Annotated in this window: 26 protein-coding genes and 2 tRNA genes; 9 read left to right on the top strand and 19 right to left on the bottom strand. The window is 30.7% G+C overall.

Annotation, left to right across the window (positions count from 1 at the left end; all coding sequences use genetic code 11):
- Both LQ668_RS09820 and LQ668_RS09815 read left to right on the top strand, forming a co-directional pair.
- Positions 1-3,281, top strand: a 3,281-nt coding sequence (locus tag LQ668_RS09820; RefSeq protein WP_239738373.1) for a GW dipeptide domain-containing protein, incomplete at its 5' end; no start/stop codon positions are given.
- A 155-nt stretch (positions 3,282-3,436) separates the two neighbouring features.
- Positions 3,437-4,438, top strand: a complete 1,002-nt coding sequence (locus LQ668_RS09815; RefSeq protein WP_078356730.1) for an acyltransferase family protein — start codon at positions 3,437-3,439, stop codon at positions 4,436-4,438.
- A gap of 141 nt (positions 4,439-4,579) precedes the next feature.
- Here LQ668_RS09815 and LQ668_RS09810 read toward each other — a convergent pair whose 3' ends face one another.
- Both LQ668_RS09810 and LQ668_RS09805 read right to left on the bottom strand, forming a co-directional pair.
- Positions 4,580-5,932, bottom strand: a complete 1,353-nt coding sequence (locus tag LQ668_RS09810) for an IS1182 family transposase (RefSeq protein WP_218702794.1) — start codon at positions 5,930-5,932, stop codon at positions 4,580-4,582.
- A 463-nt stretch (positions 5,933-6,395) separates the two neighbouring features.
- Positions 6,396-6,932, bottom strand: a complete 537-nt coding sequence (locus LQ668_RS09805; RefSeq protein WP_078356729.1) for a hypothetical protein — start codon at positions 6,930-6,932, stop codon at positions 6,396-6,398.
- A 126-nt stretch (positions 6,933-7,058) separates the two neighbouring features.
- Here LQ668_RS09805 and LQ668_RS09800 point away from each other — a divergent pair, with 126 nt between their 5' ends.
- Positions 7,059-8,216 carry an aminotransferase class I/II-fold pyridoxal phosphate-dependent enzyme gene (locus LQ668_RS09800; RefSeq protein ID WP_078356728.1) on the top strand — a complete coding sequence of 386 codons (1,158 nt, stop codon included), beginning with the start codon at positions 7,059-7,061 and terminating at the stop codon, positions 8,214-8,216.
- A 15-nt stretch (positions 8,217-8,231) separates the two neighbouring features.
- On the top strand, positions 8,232-9,830 hold the full coding sequence (locus LQ668_RS09795) for a M20/M25/M40 family metallo-hydrolase (protein ID WP_119634457.1): 1,599 nt from the start codon (positions 8,232-8,234) through the stop codon (positions 9,828-9,830).
- Positions 9,831-10,019: 189 nt separating this feature from the next.
- On the opposite strand, the gene menB is transcribed toward LQ668_RS09795, so the two are convergent.
- The 4 genes from menB to LQ668_RS09775 are packed head-to-tail and all read right to left on the bottom strand — an operon-like array spanning position 10,020 to position 14,650.
- Complete coding sequence (gene menB / locus LQ668_RS09790) at positions 10,020-10,841, bottom strand: 1,4-dihydroxy-2-naphthoyl-CoA synthase (RefSeq protein ID WP_174221881.1); 822 nt, start codon at positions 10,839-10,841, stop codon at positions 10,020-10,022.
- Positions 10,814-11,635 carry a 2-succinyl-6-hydroxy-2,4-cyclohexadiene-1-carboxylate synthase gene (menH, locus tag LQ668_RS09785; RefSeq protein ID WP_107509601.1) on the bottom strand — a complete coding sequence of 274 codons (822 nt, stop codon included), beginning with the start codon at positions 11,633-11,635 and terminating at the stop codon, positions 10,814-10,816. Before menH ends, menB begins: the two co-directional genes overlap by 28 nt.
- Entirely contained in the window at positions 11,616-13,295 is a 1,680-nt protein-coding gene (gene menD, locus LQ668_RS09780; protein WP_078356724.1) for a 2-succinyl-5-enolpyruvyl-6-hydroxy-3-cyclohexene-1-carboxylic-acid synthase, read from the bottom strand. The genes menH and menD overlap by 20 nt, the downstream gene beginning before the upstream one ends.
- 2 nt (positions 13,296-13,297) lie before the next feature.
- A complete protein-coding gene (locus LQ668_RS09775; protein ID WP_078356723.1) occupies positions 13,298-14,650 on the bottom strand; it encodes an isochorismate synthase in 1,353 nt (450 codons plus the stop codon).
- Positions 14,651-14,839: 189 nt separating this feature from the next.
- On the opposite strand from LQ668_RS09775, the gene LQ668_RS09770 reads away from it, so the two are divergent.
- Entirely contained in the window at positions 14,840-15,778 is a 939-nt protein-coding gene (locus LQ668_RS09770; protein WP_107509600.1) for a 1,4-dihydroxy-2-naphthoate polyprenyltransferase, read from the top strand.
- Between the two features lie 248 nt (positions 15,779-16,026).
- On the opposite strand, the gene LQ668_RS09765 is transcribed toward LQ668_RS09770, so the two are convergent.
- Positions 16,027-16,755, bottom strand: a complete 729-nt coding sequence (locus tag LQ668_RS09765; RefSeq protein ID WP_107509599.1) for an alpha/beta hydrolase — start codon at positions 16,753-16,755, stop codon at positions 16,027-16,029.
- A 24-nt stretch (positions 16,756-16,779) separates the two neighbouring features.
- Positions 16,780-17,247: a GNAT family N-acetyltransferase gene (locus tag LQ668_RS09760; protein ID WP_107509598.1), complete on the bottom strand. Its 468-nt coding sequence runs from the start codon at positions 17,245-17,247 to the stop codon at positions 16,780-16,782.
- A 253-nt stretch (positions 17,248-17,500) separates the two neighbouring features.
- On the opposite strand from LQ668_RS09760, the gene LQ668_RS09755 reads away from it, so the two are divergent.
- The gene (locus tag LQ668_RS09755) at positions 17,501-17,911 is read left to right on the top strand and encodes a YolD-like family protein (RefSeq protein ID WP_107509597.1); all 411 of its coding nucleotides are present in this window, start codon (positions 17,501-17,503) and stop codon (positions 17,909-17,911) included.
- Between the two features lie 124 nt (positions 17,912-18,035).
- On the opposite strand, the gene LQ668_RS09750 is transcribed toward LQ668_RS09755, so the two are convergent.
- The 7 genes from LQ668_RS09750 to LQ668_RS09720 all read right to left on the bottom strand — a co-directional run bounded on the left by LQ668_RS09750 (position 18,036) and on the right by LQ668_RS09720 (position 22,311).
- Positions 18,036-18,491, bottom strand: coding sequence for a thiol-disulfide oxidoreductase DCC family protein (locus LQ668_RS09750; RefSeq protein WP_107509596.1), 456 nt, complete (start codon positions 18,489-18,491; stop codon positions 18,036-18,038).
- A gap of 410 nt (positions 18,492-18,901) precedes the next feature.
- Positions 18,902-19,507 carry a sporulation delaying protein family toxin gene (locus tag LQ668_RS09745; protein WP_157946497.1) on the bottom strand — a complete coding sequence of 202 codons (606 nt, stop codon included), beginning with the start codon at positions 19,505-19,507 and terminating at the stop codon, positions 18,902-18,904.
- Complete coding sequence (locus LQ668_RS09740; RefSeq protein ID WP_239700479.1) at positions 19,491-20,381, bottom strand: sporulation-delaying protein SdpB family protein; 891 nt, start codon at positions 20,379-20,381, stop codon at positions 19,491-19,493. The genes LQ668_RS09745 and LQ668_RS09740 overlap by 17 nt, the downstream gene beginning before the upstream one ends.
- Positions 20,378-20,905, bottom strand: coding sequence for an SdpA family antimicrobial peptide system protein (locus LQ668_RS09735; protein ID WP_107510154.1), 528 nt, complete (start codon positions 20,903-20,905; stop codon positions 20,378-20,380). The genes LQ668_RS09740 and LQ668_RS09735 overlap by 4 nt, the downstream gene beginning before the upstream one ends.
- Positions 20,906-21,123: 218 nt before the next feature.
- Positions 21,124-21,765, bottom strand: coding sequence for a serine/threonine protein phosphatase (locus LQ668_RS09730; RefSeq protein ID WP_338108293.1), 642 nt, complete (start codon positions 21,763-21,765; stop codon positions 21,124-21,126).
- A gap of 123 nt (positions 21,766-21,888) precedes the next feature.
- A complete protein-coding gene (locus LQ668_RS09725) occupies positions 21,889-22,137 on the bottom strand; it encodes a hypothetical protein (RefSeq protein ID WP_107510157.1) in 249 nt (82 codons plus the stop codon).
- Positions 22,138-22,164: 27 nt separating this feature from the next.
- Positions 22,165-22,311, bottom strand: a complete 147-nt coding sequence (locus LQ668_RS09720) for a hypothetical protein (RefSeq protein ID WP_157946516.1) — start codon at positions 22,309-22,311, stop codon at positions 22,165-22,167.
- Between the two features lie 102 nt (positions 22,312-22,413).
- On the opposite strand from LQ668_RS09720, the gene LQ668_RS09715 reads away from it, so the two are divergent.
- The 3 genes from LQ668_RS09715 to LQ668_RS09705 all read left to right on the top strand — a co-directional run bounded on the left by LQ668_RS09715 (position 22,414) and on the right by LQ668_RS09705 (position 24,348).
- Positions 22,414-23,352, top strand: coding sequence for a DUF5067 domain-containing protein (locus tag LQ668_RS09715; protein ID WP_107510158.1), 939 nt, complete (start codon positions 22,414-22,416; stop codon positions 23,350-23,352).
- A gap of 163 nt (positions 23,353-23,515) precedes the next feature.
- A complete protein-coding gene (locus LQ668_RS09710; protein WP_107510159.1) occupies positions 23,516-23,806 on the top strand; it encodes a tyrosine-type recombinase/integrase in 291 nt (96 codons plus the stop codon).
- A 107-nt stretch (positions 23,807-23,913) separates the two neighbouring features.
- Positions 23,914-24,348 (top strand): tyrosine-type recombinase/integrase, encoded by a 435-nt coding sequence (locus LQ668_RS09705; protein WP_239700477.1) that lies wholly within the window; start codon positions 23,914-23,916, stop codon positions 24,346-24,348.
- A 273-nt stretch (positions 24,349-24,621) separates the two neighbouring features.
- Here the strand turns inward: LQ668_RS09705 and LQ668_RS09700 are convergent.
- The 4 genes from LQ668_RS09700 to LQ668_RS09685 all read right to left on the bottom strand — a co-directional run bounded on the left by LQ668_RS09700 (position 24,622) and on the right by LQ668_RS09685 (position 25,935).
- Positions 24,622-24,709, bottom strand: a tRNA-Ser gene (locus tag LQ668_RS09700).
- 1 nt (position 24,710) lies between these two features.
- A tRNA-Asn gene (locus LQ668_RS09695) sits at positions 24,711-24,785 on the bottom strand.
- A gap of 132 nt (positions 24,786-24,917) precedes the next feature.
- Positions 24,918-25,472: a competence protein ComK gene (locus LQ668_RS09690; protein WP_078356719.1), complete on the bottom strand. Its 555-nt coding sequence runs from the start codon at positions 25,470-25,472 to the stop codon at positions 24,918-24,920.
- Positions 25,473-25,569: 97 nt separating this feature from the next.
- Positions 25,570-25,935, bottom strand: a complete 366-nt coding sequence (locus LQ668_RS09685; protein WP_107510160.1) for a VOC family protein — start codon at positions 25,933-25,935, stop codon at positions 25,570-25,572.
- Positions 25,936-26,099: the final 164 nt, after the last annotated feature.

Below are 26,099 nucleotides of genomic sequence, written 5' to 3'. Positions count from 1 at the left end.
AAGATACTACAGATGTTGTAGATTCTGACGAAACTTCTTCTCAAGATGTTGATGATCAAGATAGCTCTGAAGTTGCTCAAGATACAGAAGACAATACTTCTGAAGATACTACAGATGTTGTAGATTCTGACGAAACTTCTTCTCAAGATGTTGATGATCAAGATAGCTCTGAAGTTGCTCAAGATACAGAAGAGAACACTTCTGACGATGAATATAATTTTGATTTTGATGACCAAGATGACACTTCTAACGATATAGAATCAAATAGTATTGATAATAATCAAAATGTTCAACTTGAAAGTGCTAATGTTAAGCCACAAGTTAGAACTTTTGCAGCTAGATCAGCACGCAGTATTCCTACTTCAACATATAGAAGTACTTACAACGCCGCTGTTAGCTCAACGATTAATAATCAAATTAGAAGTAATAATTATGCTGTACCTAATTATGTTGAAGACTTTTCTAGCCATATTCCTAAAATTCCTTATCGTAATGGTGTTGGCAAACCTGAAGGTGTTATTGCTCATGAAACGGCAAATCCTAATTCAACTATTCATGGTGAAATTGCATACATGAAAAATAATTATGAAAATGCATTTGTACATGCTTTCATTGATGACAATAACATTATTGAAGTTGCTCCAACAGACTATCTTGCTTGGGGTGCTGGTGGTGTTGCTAACCAACGTTTCATACATGTTGAACTTGTTCGTGTTTATGGCGGTGATCGCTTCGCACGTTCTATCAATAATTATGCTGATTATATTGCCACTAATTTAGCTTATTATGGATTACCATTTGATAGTGCTGAATACGATGGTAATGGTACTTTATGGTCACATGATGCTGTATCAAAATATTTAGGTGGTACAAATCATAGTGATCCATACGGCTGGTTTGCTGAAAACAACTATACATTTAATGAACTTGTAGATTTAGTGCATGAGAAGTATCAGTACAAAACAGGTACTCTAACTGCACCAAGTAAACCAATAGTAACTAAACCAAAGCCAACTAAGCCTGTTGTGAAACCAACGCCTAAACCTACTAAACCAGTAGTCACTAAACCTAAACCAACTAAGCCTGTTGTGAAACCAACGCCTAAACCTACTAAACCAGTAGTCACTAAACCTAAACCAACTAAGCCTGTTGTAGGCACAGCTAAAACTGTTGCTGTTAACTATAAAGGTAAAGTGAACATTAATGCATCTGGTGTATATAGTTCTGTATATGACACAACAACAAAACCAGCGACGAATAAAGCTGGTAAAATATTCAATATTGGTAAACAATCAACATTCAATAACCAAGTGTTTTACTTATTACAAGACAATAACGGTACTCCATTAGGTTGGGTTAAATCTAGCGACATTCAATTACAGACTGTAACTAAACCAACGCCTAAACCTGTTGTGAAACCAACAACTAAACCTGTTGCGAAACCAACAACTAAACCTGTTGCGAAACCAACAACTAAACCTGTTGCGAAACCAACAACTAAACCTGTTGCGAAACCTGCAACTAAGCCTGTTGCAAAACCTGCAACTAAACCTGTTGCAAGCACAGCTAAAACTGTTGCTGTTAGCTATAAAGGTAAAGTTAATACAAATGCGTCTGGCGTTTACAGTTCTGTTTATGACAAAACAACTAAACCTGCTGTGAATAAAGCTGGTAAAACATTTAATATCGGTAAACAATCAACATATAATAACCAAGTGTTCTACTTATTACAAGATACTAAAGGTACTCCATTAGGTTGGGTTAAATCTAGTGATATTCAATTACAGAATACAACTAAGCCTGTTGTGAAACCTGCAACTAAGCCTGTTGCAAAACCTGCAACTAAGCCTGTTGTGAAACCTGCAACTAAGCCTGTTGCAAAACCTGCAACTAAGCCTGTTGCAAAACCTGCAACTAAACCTGTTGCGAAACCTGCAACTAAGCCTGTTGCGAAACCTGCAACTAGACCTGTTGCGAAGCCTACAACGAAACCTGTTGCGAAAACGGTTAGAGTTAATTATGTTGGTAAGGTTAATAACAATATTTCTGGTGTTTATACTTCTGTTTATGATCAAAAAACAGTACCTGCTATGAATAAAGCTGGTAGAACATTTAAGATTGGTAAACAATCAACATACAATAATCAAACATATTATTTATTACAAGATAACAATGCAATTCCTTTAGGATGGGTTAAAGCTAACGATGTACAATTACAAACTAACAGAGTTCAACCTAAACCAGTAAAACAAGTTACGCCTGCTCAACCTAAAAAGACTAATGCTATTAAATCCAATGTTGTAAACAATCAACCAATGAATTTAAAAGAAAATTATACTAATTATTTAATCTTTGATAATACTGGTTATTTCTATAGTCAACCGAATGAGTCTAAATCTACATTATTAGGGTCACTACAAAATTATCAATATGCGTACTTTAAAGTTATTTCTTCACAAAAAGTTGGAAATGAACTTTGGTATAAAGGTTTACTTAATGGTAAAACAGTATGGATTAATTCTAAATATTTACAACTAGCAACAGAGGCTACAAATATTTCTACTAGTCCATATACTCTTGATCAAGCTGTTGATATTCAAATGGCGTTAAGAAATGGATCTGAGCCTAAAAAAGTATTACCAAGTGGTATTAGAAATGCTACTAGAGCAGAAGTTAAAGATGCAATGGATACAAGCAAGTATGTGAATGATCCAGTTCAAAAGTATCAATTCTTAGATTTAAATAAATCACAAAATATTTCTCCATCTAAATTAAATGAATTACTTCGAGGTAAAGGCATTTTAGAAAACCAAGGTAATGCATTTAGTCAAGCATCAAAAGCTGTTGGTATTAATGAAATCTATTTAATCTCACATGCACTATTAGAGACTGGTAATGGAACAAGTCAATTAGCAAATGGTGGAAATATTGATAAAAATGGAAAAGTTGATTTAAACTCAAAAACTAAATACTATAATATGTTTGGTGTAGGTGCGATCGATAAGAATGCATTATACGGTGGTATCAAATATGCACAACAAGCTGGATGGAACACACCAGAAAAAGCTATATTCGGTGGCGCTCAATTTATAGCAAACAATTATATTAAAGCAGGACAAAATACACTTTATAAAATGAGATTTAATCCACAAAAACCAGGCGTACACCAATATGCAACTGGCGTAGATTTTTCAAAATCTAACGCAAAACGTATTAGTGACTTCTATCAACAAATTCAAACTGATGGTCAATTCTATGATGTTGATCAATATAAATCATAATTCTTAAATGAATACTGAATAAACCAATGTCTTTTAAGGCATTGGTTTGATTTTTTTATTATTTCTAAATAATTTTATTTGTACTTTCAGAAGTTTTAATTTATAATCTACGTTTCAAGAAAACTGTAGACAATCGATTTAGAGGAGTACTTTTCATGGCAAACGGTAAAGAAAGAGATCATTATTTTGACAACGCTAGGTTTTTCTTAATAGTACTAGTTGTATTTGGCCACTTAACAAGATCATATGTTAATGACAGTCATTTATTTAAAGCATTATATATGTTTATTTATAGTTTCCATATGCCCGCTTTTGTTCTAATATCAGGATTTTTCGCAAAAAGTGTTGGTAAACCTGGTTACATAAAAAAAGTTACCATTAAGCTATTGTTACCTTATCTGATATTCCAATTGTTTTATGGGTTATATTATTACTATATAGATAGAGATGATACTTTAAACATTAGTCCGTTTGACCCACAATGGGCTATGTGGTTCCTAGTCAGCTTATTTTCATGGCATGTTATTTTACATTTTGTACGAAACTTCAATCCATATATAACATTTGCAGTTGCTATATTAGTAGGTTTGATAGTTGGCTACTTTGATTTTATTAATGCAAAACTTAGTCTATCAAGAACATTTGTATTCTTCCCTATTTTCTTATTAGGTTATTATATCAATAAAGAACAGTCATTTATTTTAAGAAATAAAAAATACTTATGGCTTTCTACATTAAGTTTATTAGTTATTTTTATTGCTTATTTATTAACTGACTATAACTTTGAATGGTTATTCGGAAGTAAACCATATTCAGCACTCGAAGGCGATGTTGATGTTTACAGTGCATTGAAGAGATTATTTATTTACGTTGTTATCTTTGTTTCAACTTTAAGTTTTATGAATTTAATACCAGAACGAAAATTACCATTAACTTATATTGGTTCAAGAACAATGTTTATTTACTTACTTCATGGACTATTCGTTGGATTATTCCGTTCTAAAGATTGGGATAGAATGTTATTAGATCAACCGTATGTATGGGTAGCAATTGTGCTTATTACAATAACAATTGTGTACTTCTTCAGTAGTGATATAGTTAGACATTATGCTAATCCAGTTGTTAATTTAAAAAAACCACCTAAAAAAAATAAATAAGTAAAAGAGCAGAAATTCATTTTTAAAAATGAATTTCTGCTCTCAGACTGTGGACAAACTGAACTTAAATTTATAAGTTCAGTTTGTTTTTTTGTTTTAATAAGTATGTTTTATTAAATTTAAGCTTAAACTGCGTTTAAACTAGGCTGTTTGTGGCTCTTTTACGAGCCACATCGCCAACTTTTTAAGATTCATGGCAGCACAAATAAGCGTGGTGTCCATGGATACTTTTTTAATACCTCTATATCTAGTCCATCTCATACCATGCTGTTCTTTTGCATCGCCAAATCGTCTTTCTACTGTTTGACTTCTTAATTTATATGCTTTTTTAATTGTATCTATAAACCTTAAATCTTCGATTATGTCTAAATCATCTTGCCAAACATGTCTACGGATTTCTCTAATATAGGTTTTGCTTTCCGTACATTTATTTAATAGTGGACATGATTTACATTTAATCGGATTCGATTTGTATAATCTATGACCTGTTGGCATCGTTCTTTTAAAAGTAAGTACTTCATCATTCGGGCAAATATAATTATCGTAATATTCATCATAAATAAATTCTTTAGACTTAAATATTCCTGGTTTTCCTTTTGGTCTTGTATATGGCATTGCAGGTACAATTGATTTTCCAAGTAAATAATGAGCATTGAATGGTGTTTTGTATCCGGAATCTACTGCTAATGTGATTGGTAACATATTTTTTTCTTCTAATCTTTCAACCATAGGTTTCAACTGTGTACTATCATGAACATTTCCAGGTGTCACATGTTGATCAATTATAAAACCATTTCTATCTACACAACTATGTAGGCTATACGCAAATTGTTTCTCTCTTTCACCTTTAACATAATAGCCAGCATCTGGATCTGTAGTACTGACTTTCTTGTTTTTAAATTCCTCCTTCTTCTTACTTTTTAAAGGCTTTTTTCCTTGTGATAACCTTTGTTGATTGATTTCATTATTAAGTTCTTCTTGGAAATGTAATGTATCTTTCTTCACAACTTGATTAATATATTTATTTTTATTCGCATTAGCTTTTATATGCGTTGAATCAATGAATAATGTTGAGTGGTCAATTAAATTATGCTTAATCGCAATTTGTAATATTCTCTCGAATATTTGTTCAAACAAGTCAGTATCATGGAATCGTCTTGTATAATTTTTACTGAAAGTACCATAGTGTGGTACTTTATCAAGAAAGCTGAAGCCTAAATACCAACGGTAAGCTACGTTTGTCTCAATTTCTTTGATAGTCTGTCTCATTGATTTTATGCCAAATAATCTTTGAATAAGTAATATCTTGACTAATATTACGGGATCAATAGAAGGGCGCCCGTTATCTAAACAGTATTTATCTTCTACAAGGTCATAAACGAAGTTTAAATCTAATACTTTATCAACTTTTCTTAACAAATGATTTTTAGGTACCAATTCAGAAACAGAAATCATTTCATATTGGTCGCGCTTATCAGTAGATTTATTTAACATAGAATCAACTCCTAAATAAAATTTCATCTATATTATAAAATAATTTGTTAATATTTGGTATTTTTTTGCGCTGACTCCTGCGGGAAAAGCATGTTTCGAAGACTACAGGCTGAGAACATGCCCGCGGAAAGCATGCGCATAAAAAAATGCCGACAAAGTCTAAGACTTTGTCGACACTCTGAGAGCAGAAATTCATTTTTAAAAATGAATTTCTGCTCTTTTTTCTTATAAAAATCACTTACACTTTCCTCAACTTGTGTGAATATAGATACCCTTGTTTACACTTCTCTCAACTTGTATGAATATACCTACCCTTGCTTACACTTCTCTCAACTTATGTAAATATGGCTACCCTTGCTTACACTTCTACTGACTTGTGTGAATATGGGGCTCCTAATGACTAAGAGGATAGGACAAATTAATTTGTCCTACCCTCTTTTATAGTTAAAACTATATTCAATTTTTACCTAAGTAATGATTCATATGAAATAGTTCCGATATATTTATCTTCTTGATTTAATAGATATGCTGGTATTTGAACATGTTTATGCGTTACGGGTGCTAGTTCGTGATTATTATTATATAAGTTTTCTAACACTTCATAACTCGCACTTAATAAATAAGTTAAATAATCAATCCACTCTTGAGTATAAGGTGTGTCTGATTGTATAAACAATATAGGATTTTCTTTTTTAGCTGTTGGTTGCATAAAATCTGAAACAAATTTTCTTTCATCAAGTGAGAGCTCTTCTTTTGATTTAAATTTAATATGAAATTGTGCATTTTTAATAAGGCGATTATCTTGTCCAAAGTAATATCGATGAAAATGTGGTAACTGAGCTTCTGCTCTACATATATGTATTGAATCTTCTTCAAACGATATCATCCATTGTTCATCATTATTTTGTATAAGTACAAAAGTTGGATGTGGTAACCATTCAAAAATATTTAATGAAAGTAATAACTTTAATCGTTGATTCATATTTGTTAAGTTCACCATATAAACATCCCCTATTATTGTAATGTTTCTCTTATTGTAATACGTTTTCAAAATTTTTGCTATATTCATTTATTTGTTCTCTTTTTATCGTTATAATAAAATTATCGTTTTGAAGAGGTGAAAAAAATGCAATTACCATTAAATAAATTTGCATCTCAACTTCAAGTATCTGGAATAAGAGCTATCTCCAACCGTATACCTGAAATTGATGATGTCATTAACTTAACAGTTGGTCAGCCTGATTTCAAAGTGCCAACAAGTGTTAAAGATGCAATGAAACAAGCTATTGATCGTAACTTTACGACTTATTCTCATAATGCCGGATTGTTAGAACTAAGGAAAGTCGTCCAATCTTATTATAAAAACCGATTCAGTTCAAATTTTAATACGAATGAAATATTAATTACTAATGGTGCTAGTGAAGCGCTTGATACTACGTTGAGAGGTATACTTGAACAAGGAGATGAAGTGTTAATTCCCTCACCTGTATACGCTGGCTATGTTCCATTAATTGAATTATTAGGAGCTAAACCTATATACATAGATACTACCCAAAGCGGTTTAAAAATAACACCTGAATTAGTAAAATCTCATATTACAGATAAAACTAAAGCCATTTTATTGAATTATCCAAACAATCCTACTGGTATTACGTTAAATCAATATGAAGTTGAATCACTGGTTAATGTGTTCAAAGATTATCCAATCTATGTAGTAAGTGATGAAATTTATGCTGAAAATACGTTTGGTCAACAACATACCTCATTTGCTTCATATGATGCTATTAAAGACCAGTGTATATTGTTAGGCGGATTAAGCAAATCTCACTCTATGACTGGTTTACGAATCGGATTTCTACTAGGACCTGAGTATGTGATGAAACAACTGACATTTGTGCATGCATATAACTGTATTTGTGCAAATGTACCGAGTCAATACGCTGCAATAGAAGCACTTACTAATGCTGTTGACTCACCTAAAGAAATGAACTCAGCATATATTGAACGTCGCGATTACATATATAAACGTTTAATTGATATGGGATTTATTCTGAACGAAAAGCCTCAAGGAGCTTTTTATATTTTTCCTAAAATTTCTCAATTTGGTATAAGTGATTATGAATTTTGTATGAAAGCACTTGAAGATTATCACGTTGCAATTGTGCCTGGTTCAGCTTTCACTCATATTGGTGAAGGATATATAAGAATTTCTTATGCATACAACATTAAAGCGCTTGAAGAAGGCTTAAATAGATTGGAAAGAATGATTCAAGAACTATTTTAAAGGGGATGAATTTCAATGAACTTTTTATGGCAAACATTTGAAACTCGAAGAAATTTATTAAAAAGCTTGGTTAAACATGATTCCATTACACATTCAGAAGGCGAAAGAACATTTCCATACTTTTTAAAAGAACAATATTTAAAACTCGATTATTTCAAAAATAATAATGAACAAGTGATTTTGCAACCGACTGGGGATGGTCGACATGCAGTACTTGCATATTATAAAGCACCAAAAACTAAAAAAGCGCTCATATGTATTAGTCATTTTGATACTGTTGGCATAGACGATTATAGTGAATATAAAAGTGAAGCATTTGATATGGATAATATAACAGATATTTTTCGTGAAGATGGTAAATATTTATCTTCAAATGCTAAAGAAGATCTCAGTTCGGATAATTATTTGTTTGGCCGTGGCTCTATGGATATGAAACCTGGTCTAATGATACATATGTCTTTAATTGAAAAAGCAATACAAGAGTCATGGGACATCAATATTATCGTTGTTTCAGTTCCAGATGAAGAAGTTGAATCTTTAGGCATGCATAAAGCTGTTGAAAGAATCAATCAAATTAGAAAAGAAGATAATTTAGAAATAGCTTTACATTTAAACAGTGAGCCTACATTTTCACAAGCAGAACATGATGATAACCATTATGTTTATTCAGGCACAATAGGTAAAATTATGCCATCTGCACTTTGTTATGGTAAAGAAACACATGTAGGACAGCCTTTAAATGGCATCAGTTCAAATTATATACAAAGCTTTATCAATAGTAAGATGGAATATAGCAATCTTTTTAAAGAACATTATAAAAACGAAGTGACACCACTTCCAGTATCACTAATGAGTCGAGATATTAAAGACCATTATGATGTACAAACACCATTTCGAACAGTTGCTTTATATAATGTATTTTTATTTAATAGAAATGCAGAAGATGTCTTCACAATATTTAATGATGTAGTAAAAGATGCTGTATCAATTTGCGAAAAAACCTTTCAAGATAAATTAAAATCTGAAGGTTTCAATAAAAATATATCTATAAATGTTTTAAGCTATAAAGAATTAAAAGATTTAGCAATTAAAGAATTTGGTGAAGCACATATTAAATATCTAATAAAAGAAGTCATTGAGCAAATTCATGATGAAAGAGCGCAATCAATAGAAATTACTGACCGCTTCATGCATATGTTAAAAGGACTCGGCCCTAGTGTTATTACATTCTTTGCACCACCTTATTATCCAGCTGCACACTCATCAGAAGATCCATTCATAGATGAAATAGTAGAAACTGTTAGTGATCTTTCATTATCTAAATTTAATAGAGTTTCTAAAAGACAATATTTCTTTAATGGTATTAGTGATTTAAGCTATGCAAAATATCGACTAGATGATTTAGGCTTTGAAAGTTATATTAACCAAACACCCGTATTTAACGAATCTTACTTTATTCCATTTAACGATATTAAAGAGATAAGTGCGCCTGTTATTAATATCGGTCCAATTGGAAAAGATGCACATCAAGTTACTGAAAGAATCAATATGAAAAGTGCCTTTGAAGAAATACCAACCATAATCGAACAAGTTATTAAGAAGCATTTATTATAAAGATCAATAATAACAAAATAGAGGCAGGGACAAATTAATTGTCCCTGCCTCTTATCATTGTATTGGCAGTAGATGACTGGATTGAACATGCGCTTATATCAAGCTTTTTCAATCCTAGTCATCCTTGCCGGGGTGGGACTACGAAATCTTTTTTATAAAATTAGATTTCTGTCCCACTCCCTATCTATATTAAGGAAACTTAGGAAATTGATCGAAGTCTGGTTGACGTTTTTCTTTAAATGCATCACGACCTTCTTTTGCTTCGTCTGAAGTATAATATAACAATGTTGCATCGCCAGCGAATTGTTGTAATCCTGCTAATCCATCTGTATCTGCATTCATTGCCGCTTTTAAGAAGCGTAATGCTGTTGGTGAGTGTTGCATCATTTCTTTACACCATTGCACTGTCTCGTCTTCTATTTTGTCTAATGGCACTACTGTATTAACAAGTCCCATATCAATTGCTTCTTTTGCATCATATTGACGACATAAGAACCAAATTTCACGAGCTTTTTTATGTCCAACGATTCTTGCTAAATAACCTGAACCATATCCAGCATCAAATGAACCTACTTTAGGACCAGTTTGTCCAAATCTTGCATTTTCAGCTGCGATTGTTAAGTCACATACGATATGCAATACGTGACCACCACCGATTGCATATCCTCTAACCATTGCTACTACTGGTTTAGGAATAACACGAATCAAGCGTTGTAAGTCTAATACGTTTAATCTAGGGATTTGATCTTCACCCACATAACCACCGTGTCCACGTACTGATTGGTCTCCACCTGAACAAAATGCTAAGTCGCCTTCACCTGTTAAGATAATAGATCCAACTCTTTGGTCATCTCTTGCTCTAGAAAATGCATCAATCATTTCTTGTACTGTTAATGGCGTAAATGCATTACGTACTTCTGGACGATTTATTGTGATTTTTGCGATACCTTCGAAAAATTCATATTTAATTTCTTTATATTCTTTTAAAGTTTCCCATTGTCTTGACATAATTTGCCTCCTAAAATAAATTCTATTATTATTGTATCAAACTTTTCTGGTTGTTCCACATGAATTGTGTGCCCAGCATCATTAACAATTTGAAATTTACTATTTTTAATACATTCGTGCATTCGTTTACCTATTTCTATAAACTTTTTATCTTTCTCACCTACTATAATACATGTAGGTAAATCAAGATCATTTAATTTATCCCAATAAGATCGTTGAGCACCTGTTCCATAATCAATTAAAGCTTTACTCAATCCACCGGGAGATTGAGAGAGTCTCATTTTCTTTATCCGATTTCTTTCTTTATGGGAAAGAATGGACTGACTTTCAAATAAGGATAATTGTGACCACTCTTCTACAAACTTTGTCATCCCGATATTTTGTATATATTCAGCTCTAGTTTTATCTACTTCTATTCGATTAAGCTTATCTTTATTATTTTCTATACCAGGGCTTGCACTTTCTAGAATAAGACCATTTAACCATTCAGGATATTGAATTGCAAAGCTTAATGCAACACGTCCACCCATTGAATATCCATGTAAATAGACCGTCTTTAATTCTAGATGTGCAATCAATTCTTTAATCTTATCTGCAATAAATTCCATAGACCATTGTTTATCATAACTTGATTTATCATCACCATGACCTGGTAAATCTATAGATATCACATTAATACCTTGTTTGATAATTGCATCTTCAACTAAATGAAAAGTTGTATGGTCACTAATAAATCCATGTAACAATAAAATTGTAGGTTTATCAATATCTAACTGCTTAACGTGGTGAGTTAACATATTGTATACCTTTCATCTTTTCAAATAGTTCTCTATGTGTTTCTGTATTTTCTTCTCTATTCGTTAAAATTTCATATAAATATGAACCAAATTGAGGTAAAGTTTGTCTTTTATACTCAGCCACATCTTCAAATTTTTCATATCCTAATTCATATAAATGAGCAACATGTTGAAAATCTAAATCCAAAGGCGTTCCAAATAATTTTTCAAAATGCTCTGGCGCTTCATCTTTCGGTGCTAAATAATTAAAGATGCCCCCACCATTATTATTCAAACATACGATGGTAATATCTAAATCATGCAACTTACTCATTATTAATCCGTTCATATCATGGAAGAACGAAATGTCTCCAATAACTAATGTTACTTTTTTATAAACAGACATCCCTAAAGCAGTTGATACAACACCGTCAATGCCATTAGCACCCCTATTAGCTGCAATTTCAGCTTTAGAATCTAAATTGAATGTGTCTACATCTCTAACTGGCATACTATTACCAACAAAAACAGTATCTTTTGAAGACATTTTTTTCAATAAACTGCCTACAACAGCACCTTCGTCAGTTTCTTCTTGAATATACTTTTCTATTAATGCTCTAGCTTCTTTATCCATAGTGATCCATTTTTCTAACCAATTTTTATTTTGAGTTGGCGTCACATCTTGTGCCTGTCTAAAGAAGTCATTTGGACTTAACTCTACAGAAAGTGTTGGTACTTTTGGATAAGCATCTGGTGTAGCATTATTTTGTACGAGTATTTGTGGACATTTAACATCTTTTAACCAATTATTTAAATGTTTAGAAACAACTGGTTGTCCAACTCTTATAATAAATTGTGGCTCTATACTTAAACCACCTTTAAAAAGTGCATCATAAGTAGCAATAACATTTGGATGATTTAACTTTCTTAAATTACTCAATGGATCTGCCAAAATAGGTATATTATGAATGGCTGAATAAGTTAAAATTTGTGATAAATCTTGCCCTTGTGTATCTCCTACTACGACGATTCCACGTGGTTTCTCAATATATGTTTGTATATTTGAAAAATCAATTGATTTTTGGTATTTCGTTGCTATTTTTCTCTTAGAAGATAAATATCTTCTAAGTTTCACATTAGGAATAAGCGGTTCTCTAAATGGAAAATTAAAATGTACAGGACCTCTTTGTGGTCCTACGAAATGTTTTTCAGCTTTTATCATATTCATGTTTATTGCATTGATTGTACCTTCAGTTTCATCTGCAATAGGCATATCAAATTGAAACTTAGTGAAATTTTGGAACATATTAATTTGATTAATTGCTTGTGGTGCACCAACATTTCTAAGTTCATGTGGTCTATCACTCGTCACAACGACAAGTGGTAACCTACTTATAAATGCTTCTGAAACTGCAGGTGTATAATTTGAAGCTGCTGTACCTGAAGTACAAATGATCGCAACTGGTTTCTGACTTGCTTTGATTATACCTAATGCGAAGAAAGCAGCACTTCTTTCATCGGGATGTATCCACGTTTTAATATGAGGGTGTCTCTCACAAGCAATCGCAAGTGGCGTAGATCTTGACCCTGGACTAATTACGACATCATCAACACCATATTCGTATAATTTAGAAACAAATGTAAACACTTGTTTTGTTAAACTTTCAGTATGTGTACTCAAATCTACATCACTCCTAGCGCTTTTAACATTGGTTTGAATTTTAAATCTGTTTCTTCAAATTCTGAAATTGCATTCGAATCTTTAACGATGCCGCAACCAGAATATAATGTTGCTGCATTTCCTCTTACAAGCATTGAGCGAATTGAAACAACAAATTCCCCATTATTATCTAAATCAATATAACCTAAAGGTGCACCGTAGAAACCTCTAGTGCCAAATTCTTCATGCTCAATAAATTTAATAGCTTCTACCTTTGGAAATCCTCCAAGAGCAGGCGTAGGATGTAATTGATTTACGATTTCTAAAACATTTTCGGATAATAAATCTGCCTGTATCTTTGTATATAAATGATATAAATGTTTATTTGTTAAAATCGTTGGCTTTTTATCGTATTCCAATTGTTTAGTAAACGATTGAATATCATGAATAATACTATCCACAACATAACGATGTTCGAATTGATTTTTAGAATCATTTAAAAGTTCAGCTTTTAATTTGTTATTTTCACTTTCATCTTCAGTTCTAATAATTGTTCCAGCTATTGCATTGGTATATAATTTGCCATTATCTATTTGACAAAGTTGTTCAGGTGTTTGTGATATGAATTGTGATTTACCAGATTCAAATAATAATAAATAGCTAGATTCATTGCTATCAAGAGATCTTTGCAAAGCATCTTCAACATTAACATCATCTTGAAATTCAATTTTTCTTCTTCGAGATAATACAACTTTTTGCAATGCAACTGACTCATTCATCAATGATACAACTTTTGTTACTAAATCTTTCCATTCTTCACTTTGAATGTCTTTATTTTCTACAACTGAAGGTTCTGATAATACTCCCGTTTGAGCTTTTGAATCGATAGCATTTAATATGCGTTCAATATTTTCTATATCAAATTTATTGTTATCGTCAGTATATGTTAAGTAACAACGACCATTTTCTTTTGTAATCAAAAATTTTGGTAAAACAAAATGACTCATTCCATAATCTTTCCACTCATTAGTTAAAGAATGCTCTGAAAATTGAAATCCTCCAAAGAATTTCAAATGATGTTTATCATCATGCATAATTACCGTATTTAACTGTTCTTTAATATTTTGCCAATACTCATAAATTTCATCGTGCTCTAAATGTGAGTATCTAGCTTCTAATAAATAGCCGATACCACACATTTCTAATTTGAAATCTTTTGACTTGTAATAAAAACGTTGTCCAATATAATTGATTTCTTCCCTTAATAAATGGATTAAATCTGGTTGATATTGAAGCTCAATTTCAACTGAAATATAATTTTTATTTCCATCGATTTCAGAAATCATTTTTTGCTTCAAATCGGTCCTCAAGGCCATTACATTTCCACTTCTTTCCGAAAAATATCTATCTTCTTATTTTATCATTTTTTAACATAACATGCGTTAATATTGTACTTTATAAATAGAATATATATTAAAATATTACACAAATACAGTGATTGACCAATTGATGTCGAAAGCATATACTAATACTGTCAAAAATATTAATAAATAAGAGGTAAATAAATGTCACAAAATTTATCACAGCATTCAGGCATAAAAAAATATTATCATTTAATGAGGCCACATACGCTTACTGCTTCATTTGTACCAGTATTGCTAGGAACAGCGGCATCAAAGATATTTTTAACAGGTGCTGAAGCATCCATTAAAATTTCAGTAGTATTAGCTATGTTATTAGCAAGCATATTAATACAAGCTGCAACAAACATGTTTAATGAGTATTTCGACTATAAACGTGGCTTAGATGATCATACATCTGTTGGTATTGGTGGTGCTATTGTACGAAACGGTATGTCACCAAAATCCGTATATAACTTAGCCATAGCATTTTATATAATCGCAGTAATTTTAGGTATATATATTTGCATGCAAAGTACATGGTTATTAATACCAATCGGACTCGTTTGTATGGCTATTGGTTATTTCTATACTGGTGGACCTTATCCTATATCATGGACACCATTTGGAGAAATATTCGCCGGTTTCTTTATGGGATTCGTAATTGTAATGATCTCATTCTACATACAAACTGGTACATTAAGTTTTTATCCAGCATTATTAAGTATACCTGTATCTATCACAATCGGATTAATCAACTTAGCTAACAACATTAGAGACCGAGAAAAAGATAAACAAAGTGGTAGAAAAACGTATGCTATCTTAGTCGGAAAAAGAATTTCAATTATGACTATGGCTATTTTATACATTTTCTCATATGTGTTTGTCATTTACTTAGCATTATTCAAGCCTTATGGATCAATATTATGGTTATTAGTGCTTATTTCAGCACCATTCCCAATTAAAGCAGTACGTCGCTTTAATAAGAACGATACACCGCAAACAATGATGCCTGCGATGGCAGCAACAGGTAAAACAAATACAATATTTGGTTTATTATTAGCACTTGGTGTTTATATTAGTGGCATATTAGGCGGCTTATAATTATTTAAAAAACGATCTCGGACAAAAATACTAACTCAAAATAAATAAGCATATCACTAAACTGATTTTTTAAAGTTTACAGTGATATGCTTATTTTTTTATCTTACAATTTTGTTCGTGCATTTGCCAGAGGGTATGGTTCGAGCCTGTAGTCTCTCACGCATACTATTCCCTCAGGCGTCAGCACTTTACAAAATCGTTACTAATCTTTTTTTTATACAAAAATAAAGCATTTTCGTATAATTTAATTAATTATTTAAAAATCGGATAATATCTTTTTCTACTTTGTCCTTATCAGCACTACGTGTCATAAGATGCGTGGCTTTTTCATAAGAAGTAAGCAATTTATTATGCGTTCCTACTTCTCGATAAATATGTTCTGCACTCTTTTGATAAGTTATTTGATCTCGTTCACCATACATTATAGAAATTGGTATTTGAATAGATTTCAAATTTTTCATTGTATTCTCAATAAATTCCGTAAAAACATGTGCACCTTCATTATAATCATCAATTAAAGCAAGTTGTCTTTCACTTTCTTCAGTTTCTAAATTTTGAATTTGATTAATTCTTTTCCCATAACTGTATAGTCTTCGTTTTATATCGGCACTTGTGCGATTATTAGGTACTGACATGACTAGACATTTTTTAATATCACACGTTTCAGCTAGTCTAAGAGACATTAATCCTCCTAAAGACACACCGAGAACATTTATATCTTTATAGCCTTCATCTACTAAAAATTGATAACTATCCTGAGCTTGTTGCCACCAATCATCTGTATTATATTTCATTAATGACTCGACACTTAAGCAATGTCCTTTATACGCTGGTATATAGCAAGTGTATCCAACTTCATTTAATGAGGTCGCCAATTCTTTTACATCTCGTACTGTTCCAGTAAAAGAATGTAATAACAATACAGCTTCACTTCCACCTTTTAAATACACATTACGCGCTTCTTTTAACTTCAACAACACAATCACTCCGCTACTTGTTTTCTATAATTTTTTCTCCATATAATAGTTCGTTGTTTCAAATCCCATTTTTTCATATAATGAATAAGCAATTTTATTGTGGCCAAACACATGTAACTTTATGCTTTCAATTTTATGACTTTTGCAATATTTATCTAAAGCTTGCATCGTTTCTTTCCCTAACCCTTTTCCTCTATGTATTTCTTCTATTTTTATATCATAAATAAAACTTTTCAATGTATTATCTTTTTCAAAAATATGTAACCATAAAATACCAACTTTTTCATTATCTGAATGTACATTGAAAATTTTATGACCTTCCGTATTCAAACCCTTTGGTAATAATTTTTCAAAATACGCTCTACCTTTACTGTCAGCTTCATCTTTATCCCATGTGCCATTCTTCACCTGTTCATCCGCATACTCTTTAAGAGAAATTTCGTAAAAATTTTTAAATTCATGCTCTTGCATTAACTTTAAATTAACACTCATAAAAATCCCCTTTTCAGTTTATATTTAGCTTCATTATACACTTATAAAATCATTACACATACAAAAAAAGCCTGCAACCATAACGGTTACAGACTATATGACGGAGATGGAGGGATTCTCAAAACCTTGTATCAACCATTGTTACAGTGTTTTTGTGACCTACTTGTGACCAAAATAATATCAATAGTATTACTTCACAAAATAGAACACTTGTTCGTATAACAGAACTACTAACAAATAGAAGGTGTTTAAAATGAAAGTGATAAATCCCAGTATGCCTGAGCCTTATTGCTACGAAACGGACTATCGCAAGATTCCTAAACAATATCTAAAATCAAACATACCTCAAGGTCGTAAAGTTATTAAGTGGCAACCGTTTGCTAGTGTTCCACAACAATATGAAATCATCAATCAGCATATTAAGAACCAAAGTAAAGTAGATAAACCAATACTAGATGAAATGGCTAAGAGAGATTTAAATAATATCTTAGCACAAAAATTAATTTATGACCCACCAGCAACAATTAAATATTGGGATAATGATTATTATAAAACAATCGAATGTGAAATTAATAAGATTGATAGTGAACGAAATAAACTAGAAATAATTAAAGATGAAGAAGTAATTAAGATAAACATAGATTGTTTAATAGAAATTAATTAAAATAACCCCAATCTAATTTCCGTTAGACTGGAGTTTTGTATAGTTTGTACGAACTCGTTGAAAACTCACATACATAGGCTAGTATGTATTTCTTTTATAAAAGAATATGACTCAAATTTCTACTCTAAATAGAGTTCTTTTGAAAAGCTTTAGAGCCATTACCTAGTATTTTTTCAAACTTTTCTCTGTCATTTTTTACAGAAAGAATTTTACTTAAATCTTTTTCTAATGGTAAATTACATGCACTTTTTTGAAAATATTTCCTATTTCTTGCAAATAGCTTATATAAACCATTCCTTAAAAATCTTGGTATGCACTTAAAATAACTAAATCTTTTATATTTAACATTACTAACAATATCAATCACAGCATCTGAATAATATAGTATTTTATTATCATCAATCACTCTTATCGAATCAACATCTTTTACTTTAATATCAAAATTATGTAGAAAAGAAATTGTTTCTTTTGAATTATCAATAATATAGTAGTCATTTCTTTTATCATTTTTTATAACAAAATCTATAAATCTATTACATACTAGACAATCAGCATCATATAGAATTAATTTGTTTTTCATTTAATTTCTTTCTCCTTATATCATAAATAAAAAAGAAGTCGTAATTAAGACTCCTTTTTTATTTCATACTATCATTTTTTAGGTATATCAAATAATATAATTCTAAAAAAATCACTTATTAAATTTGAAGAAAATAACGTAGAACATTGCTAATATTACAAAACCAATTAAAATCATTAACATAGATAAATAAAAGTTGAAATCGTTAATTATATAACCCATCGCAATAAAAATTGTTCCTATCACTAAACAAATTGAAAAAATATAAGCTATTTTATTTTTATTTTCTGCCTTAATTTTTTCATGATCAATTGAGGCGATAATTTTCAGATTCTTTGAGTATGATATATAGATAGCTAACAATAACGAAACGATAATACATATTATAGCAATTACTATATCAAGCATAATCATTTAACCCTCTCAACAATTAAATTAACATACTCGTCTTGTGTTAATTGATCAATTTTTTCAGCACTTGCACTACTTGCACTTCTTTTTTTACTAGCCCCAACATAAACTTTTGTACCTGCCGCAACTACCGTTAAGGCTAATGCAGCTGCAATATGAGTAACACCAACGTATGCGTATCCAAGAGCAACTACAAATCCCGGTTTAATAGCTTCTGTTTGAACTTCTCCATTTGAACTACTAGCTTCAACTAATTTTTGAATATCTGAGTTAGTTTTATTCAATTGATTTTTCACTTTAATATGATTGCCACTCGTAACTGTTTTTCTAAAGTTTTCAAAATATCCTTTTTCATTTTTTTCTAGTTCGCTAATTATACTCTTAATTGCTTCCTTAACTTCTGGATTCTTACTAAAATCTTTCAAGTCAGACTTTTCCCAAACTTCTGGAAAAAGCTTCCCTACTTCTCCATCACCAAAATATATACCAGAAAACAGTTCTTCACCAGAATATTGGGTAGCTGCTTCCATTTTATTCGTTTCTTTTGGTAAACAAAATGTCAAGCAAACTACTAAACTTATTATTAATTTAAGATAATTTTTCATATTTTCCCTCTTTTCTTTTGTCATCATAAATGTGAAAATAAAAAATTAAGACTGCTAACATAACAATTGAAAATGAAACAAGTCCCATAAATAGTGCGAAAATTTCATGCATAAATATTGCTAAATAAAAAACAATCTTTTTGAATCTATAACTTGAAAATATAGAAGCAAAAATTAATAACTGTAAAATTAAAGTACCCCAAGTTATAAGACCCACTATTGGAGTTTCTAAAGCAAAGTCAAATAAATTATAAAGTGGTCTAGGTAGCCCATATAAATTATCATTTAAATAGTAATATACCGCACTTCCATCTAACCATTCTTTATTTTTCATTTTTGTTACTGCTGAATTTAAATATAAGTATGAGATTTGAACATTAAGCGCAGTAATCAAACCCCAACCAATTACTTTATTGTTCTCCCACCCATTTGACTTCTTATGCCAATGATTAATTCTGTTATCGAATAGTGATATTAACATTAACCAAAAGGTCATTACCATAGCCACTTGATCTCCACCATCAACAATAGACATTGTATTTTGTACACTATATGCTATATAAAAATGGAGAATTCCCATTAATTGAGGAAGATATCCTATAATTATCATTATTAAGCAAATGATAACAACATACTTTGTTATATTAATATCAAAATAAGTATCGTGATTCATTGAGCAAAATGCTGTAAATTCTTTATAGTTGCAATTAATAATATCTGTTTCTTGAGAAATCGGTTTAAATAATGTGTTACTAGAATTTAAAGTTAAAGTTAATAATAAAGAAAAAGCAATAACACTTCTAACCACTCCTAATATTGGAGAGTATGGACTAATTTTTAATTTGTTGTACAAATCATAATAAATTTTTTTCATTGTATATCCACTTTCACATATTTTTTAACAATATAGCGGTCATTTGTATTCTTTGCCCATGCATATGGAGTGATTTCTCCAGTGAAGAAAATATATTTACCTTTTAACGATTGAAAAGTGTCATCATTTTTTACTTGTATGTATGGTTCATGTTTAATTTCTTCTTTTAAATCACTATAAAAAACATCAGTTTTCTTTATCTTATTTTTAGAAGATAGTTTTTCAAATATTCCGCCTGCTTCTGTACCTTGAGCTCTTGCCTTCCTATCAATACCCCATAAATTACCAAGTCTTGCATTAGGGTATAGTAAATCATTACCATCTACTTTAAAATAAACCAAATCTGTAGTTCTAGGATTTTTGCTATAAAACCCCCATTGTTGTGGTAGAATCTCCTCTAATTCTGAGTCTAATCTAGTGTCGAAACTTAAAACATTATGTCCTAATGAGTTTATTACAGAATAAAACAAAATAGAGAAACTAACTAACAATACAATTAAAAACAAACATATTTTTTTATACATATTGCCTCCTTTATAAGTGAAATTTTATTATGCTTTAAACCTTTTAATATTGTAAAATCGAATTCATATTTTATATTTCGATTTTATAATATTACGTTACAATATATTTTGATAGAATTCAACAAAAAATAGTGAATTTCATATATTTATTGAATAATTTGTTATAATTCAGAACTATTAATATTATAGATTTTTAATTTTATACAGTATATTTCGTATTATTTACACTTTAATTCTCTTATTACACTTCTCAAATTTTCATTGGGATAACCTAAAGTATTTGTATAATGTTTAGTTCCAACTACTTCGTATAACTGATCTTTTTCATGTACATTACCAAGTAAATTAATTGGTGCTGCCATTTCATTTACTTCACATAGATAACTCCCTAATGATCCATCATTCAAATGTTTATTATGGCTATATGTTCTTATTAATGGATAGTGACTAATGAACACATCTATATTCAAATCACTCAAATAATTGTAAGAAGTTAAATCAAATGTATTATAAACTTCTGGAGTAGAGGTTATATATTTACTATCGTTCATTATAATCTGGTAGAATGATTTTTCTTCCTCAGTCTTAGGTAAACTTTTCATAGTAATTTCTGCAAAAACCTTACCGTTATATTTCAGTGCCCCAGTTCCGTATACACTATGAAAAAATATAACATTGCTTAAATCTTCAATTATTTCAGCCATTTCTTCAGCCCTATAAATACTAGAATTCTTATATTTTCTCTTCTGACTGTTGCTAATTAAATAATAATCATGATTGCCTATTACAACAAAAGTCTTCTCAAACTGGTCATTAAACACTTCCAATACCCACTTACTAACAAAGTTAAGGTGTGATATATCCCCTCAGGTGGAGCTACCTCAGTCCACTCATTATTTGGATAAACATATTCACCCTCGCTATTTAACTCAGCTATAAAAGGTGTACCGTCAAATAAATATACTATTTTCATTTTCTTCCTTCTATTCTACCCATAAATATTCACCATAGATATATCCTGTAGCTGAGTTCCAGCCTGATGAGTCTCCATTTATATAAAACCTAGCTTCACCATCAGGTCTAATTGTAATGTACCCACCTGAATAAACAATTGATGTCGGTACTCTCACTGGGAATGAATGACCATATTGGAATAAGTTACTTGGTAATTTTGCAATGATTTGACCTTGTGCTAATTTTCTACTATTTAATCTAATTGTCTTAGTTGTCACATTCCCATTTGTGACTATCCTATAAGCTCAATCAAAACCTTTAGATGTTTCACCATTATATTCTGTGTTACTTTCAGCAACATTTATTAGTAAAAATGGAATCCAACCTGTATCTGATTGAGTTTGAGTTAATTCTTCCCATGAACCACCAGTGTGTAGAGTGGCTACAAACATTCTATTATTATGGTTATGTCTATATATAAATTGTTTTCTACCATTATCACTAGTCGTTACATCTAATGTTGCTAAGTGTCCTATCCTAATACCTGGGAAGTAATGAAAAAAGTTTTATTATTAATAATTGTATCATTACTATCATTATCAGTTTGTGGACAGAAAGAAGAAACAACAACTAAAAATAAAGAAAAATTACAAACAACTAAAAATAAGGTAGGTTTCAAAAATGAAGTGGTTAATGAGAACATAGGTAGCATAAAAATACTTGATGTTAAATTACGTAATGCAAGTGACGAAACAAACGGTAAAGAAAATATTGTATTCACATATGAAGCTACTAACAAAACTGACGAAGACTTTTCGGCTCAAGCATTTTGGATTGCTGCAATTGAAGTTTATCAAGAGAACGATAATACTGAAAATAAATTAGAAGTTGGTCCAACATCAACAACTTGTAAATATGCAGAATACTTCGAGAATATGTCAGATACGATTAAGAAGAATGGTAAAGCTAAAGGTGTTGTATCTTATGTACTAGAAGATAATAACGACATTACTTTAAAAGCTACACAAGGTAATACTGGTAATGAATTAGGCAATAAGATTTATAAACTATCTGATTTAGAAAAATTTGACCATTCAACAGAAGAAGATTTACAAAATCAAACTTCTTATAATCAAAATACTACACAAGAAGAACCAACAGGGCTATCTGAGAAATGCAAAACACTTAATACCCAAATGCACAGAACACCAACGAATGATACTGCATATGAAGAACAACGTTGTCAGCAATCAATATCCCAAGTTAAGCAAGAAGCTATTAGCAAAGAAATTAAACAAGAAGACATTAGCAAAGAAGAATATGATCGTACTAAAACAACTACTAATGATGAATCTCAAAAGGAACAACCTCAAAAAGGAATAGGTGGTCATGGTTCAGCTTTCTACCCTTCCATACCTAAAGAATCACAAGGTGTTCCTAAAATTGACGAAGATGGCAACGAATATATATGCAACTGGAGAATAAAAATTTAGGGTAGTGATCCTACCCTTATTATTTTTTACATTTTTTGAGGAGAGATAACATGAATATAAGTAAACGAGGTAAAAAATGGAAATAAGATTTCAGATATAATGGTAGTCGTTATCGAAAAGGCAGATTTTTGACTAAAAGGGAGCAAATGAAAAAGGCAATGAACTGTATAATCAATTAACAAAAGGTTTCAACTTAACAAATGACGTTCCGTTCGTTGATTACTATAATAGTTGGTTAAGTGTTAATAAAGAAGGGCATATTTCAGAGAAATCAATGTTACGTTATAAATCTTCTATAGAAGTATTTGAAGAAAAGTTCGGTGACTTACCTATTAATAAATTAACGCAGTTGAAATATAGAGTATTACTTAAAGAGTATGGTGAAGGTTTATATTTAACACTAGAAAAAATGGACGAACTACAAATAGCGTTCAAAAATTACATTTATGTCTAAGAGCAGCATTACAAGATGCAGTTAATGAAGGTCTAATATTTAAAGACCCAACTTATAAAGCTAAGCCATATGGTATTAAATCATCACAACATGAAAGTACTAAATTTATGACCGTAGATAATTATGCTAATTTGAAAGATTATGTAACAGGTAGAAAAGAATTGTCATATTTGTTCATATATATTTTGATAATTACGGGTGCGAGATTTGGGGAAGTACAAAAATTGAAATATAGTGATCTAATGACAAAAGATAATGTGATACATTTACCCAGTACTAAAACAGAAACATCTGATAGGACTATCCCTATTATCGATAAAGAAATGAAATACTTGATTAACAGTTTAAAAGAACGACCAATTCAAATTGACGGTCACATTTTCAATACTGGACAAGGATTAATAACTAATAACGCTGTAACAAAAGTATTGAATAAATTTTGCTTAGAAAATCAAATTGGTGCTTATACGTTGCATAGCATAAGACACACTCATTGTTCCTACTTATTGCATAAAGGGGGTTTCTATACATTATATAAGTAAAAGATTAGGTCATGCTAACGTGACTACTACCCTATCTATATACAGTCATTTATTAGAAGAAGTAGAAAAAGAAGAAACAATTAAACTTAGAAATGCCATGAATAACTTATAGTGGACACATATTTAGTCACAATTATATAAAATCAGTGCAAATGTGACCATGACGTGACCAAAAATATCAAAATGTCACTCACAATTAAAGAATGACAAAATAAAAAACCTTGAATTAACAAGGTTTTCGTAATGTTACTTAATGTAACTTATTAAAAATTACGGAGATGGAGGGATTCGAACCCTCGCGCCGCAGAACGACCTACACCCTTAGCAGGGGCGCCTCTTCAGCCAACTTGAGTACATCTCCATGGCTCCACAGGTAGGACTCGAACCTACGACCGATCGGTTAACAGCCGATAGCTCTACCACTGAGCTACTGTGGATTAATATGATTTAATCAAGCACAAGTACTATTATATCAACCATCACAATATTTTCAAGTGAAAACTTAAAAAAAAATAACGGAACATTTACACTTTAGTGGCACTTGTTCCGTTAATGTTCACTTTGACTCTCTAATGATGATTTTTAAGATACATCTTTATAACATCCAACACACTATAACCATCTTGCGTCAAATCAATATTGGGTGTATTTAACTGTTTTATAAAAATATTATTTCTATGATTCTTATAATATAAACATGTACAGTTCAAATATTGATGATTAATTACATGAAAAGAAATTGGGAATACAAGTGACTGATCTTGTTCTAGAAATATTTTAGTTTTATTACCTTTGAATTTCGTGAAATGTTTAACATAGAGTAAATTAATCCATGTGTTGTCAGCAGATCTTTCGGAATGAGTACAGAAAAAATAAGTGGATGTTACAGGAGAAACTAAAATTGGAGGTTTACTAGTAATACTAGTTAGTCGCTTAGTGAATAATTTCCTTTCTTGAAAATGTTCTCCATAAAAGCGACAGGAATGATTCATAATTTCTTGAGGTCTCTGTTCGATAATAAAGGGTGATTTACCTGCTTCAGAAACCTCTGTATGAACAGTGTGTTCATTTACTTTAATACCCCTTATATACATTGTATTCTGTTTTATTACATACTTTTTCATCGCAAACTCCTCTCAGTGATAATTTTTTACTTTTATATCTATCTGAATTAAATATAATATATATTTAATTCTTAGTCAATATTTTTCTTATGAAATTCTATTGTTTTTCTATAAATTCTAACCTGTTATTAAAAGGATCATATAAATGTAGTCTTTTAGCACCAGGAAATCGATTATCTGTCTTAAAATCTATTTTTTCTTCTGTTAAGTGTTCAATTAAATCTTCTAGATTTTCAACATTAATTGCAGGGTGTGCCTTTTTAAGAGGTATAAAATCTTCTTCGATACCGATATGCAAATCAATATTGTTAATATTAAACCAAACTCCACCATTACCTTTTAAAGATTCCGGTTTTTCAACTTCATTAAATCCTAATTGATCTACATAAAACTTTCTCGCCTTCCCCTCTGATCCTTTTGGAGCTGACAACTGAACATGGTCCCACATTTTTAGCTTATACATATTAATATCTCCTTTTTATTCTCATGTTTAACTTTCAAAGTATTATTTTCACAATAAATCACACCCCACTAATGTGGCTATGAGCATAATAATTTGAAAATTATAAATACTAAATTATAATGTAATTATAAAGTTAGTTTATCAATAAATTCGTTAAAAAGAAT

The sequence above is a fragment of the Mammaliicoccus sp. K-M42 genome (assembly GCF_022386375.1).
In the GTDB taxonomy this organism is placed as follows: domain Bacteria; phylum Bacillota; class Bacilli; order Staphylococcales; family Staphylococcaceae; genus Mammaliicoccus; species Mammaliicoccus fleurettii.
This window is presented reverse-complemented; position numbering and strand designations above follow the sequence as displayed.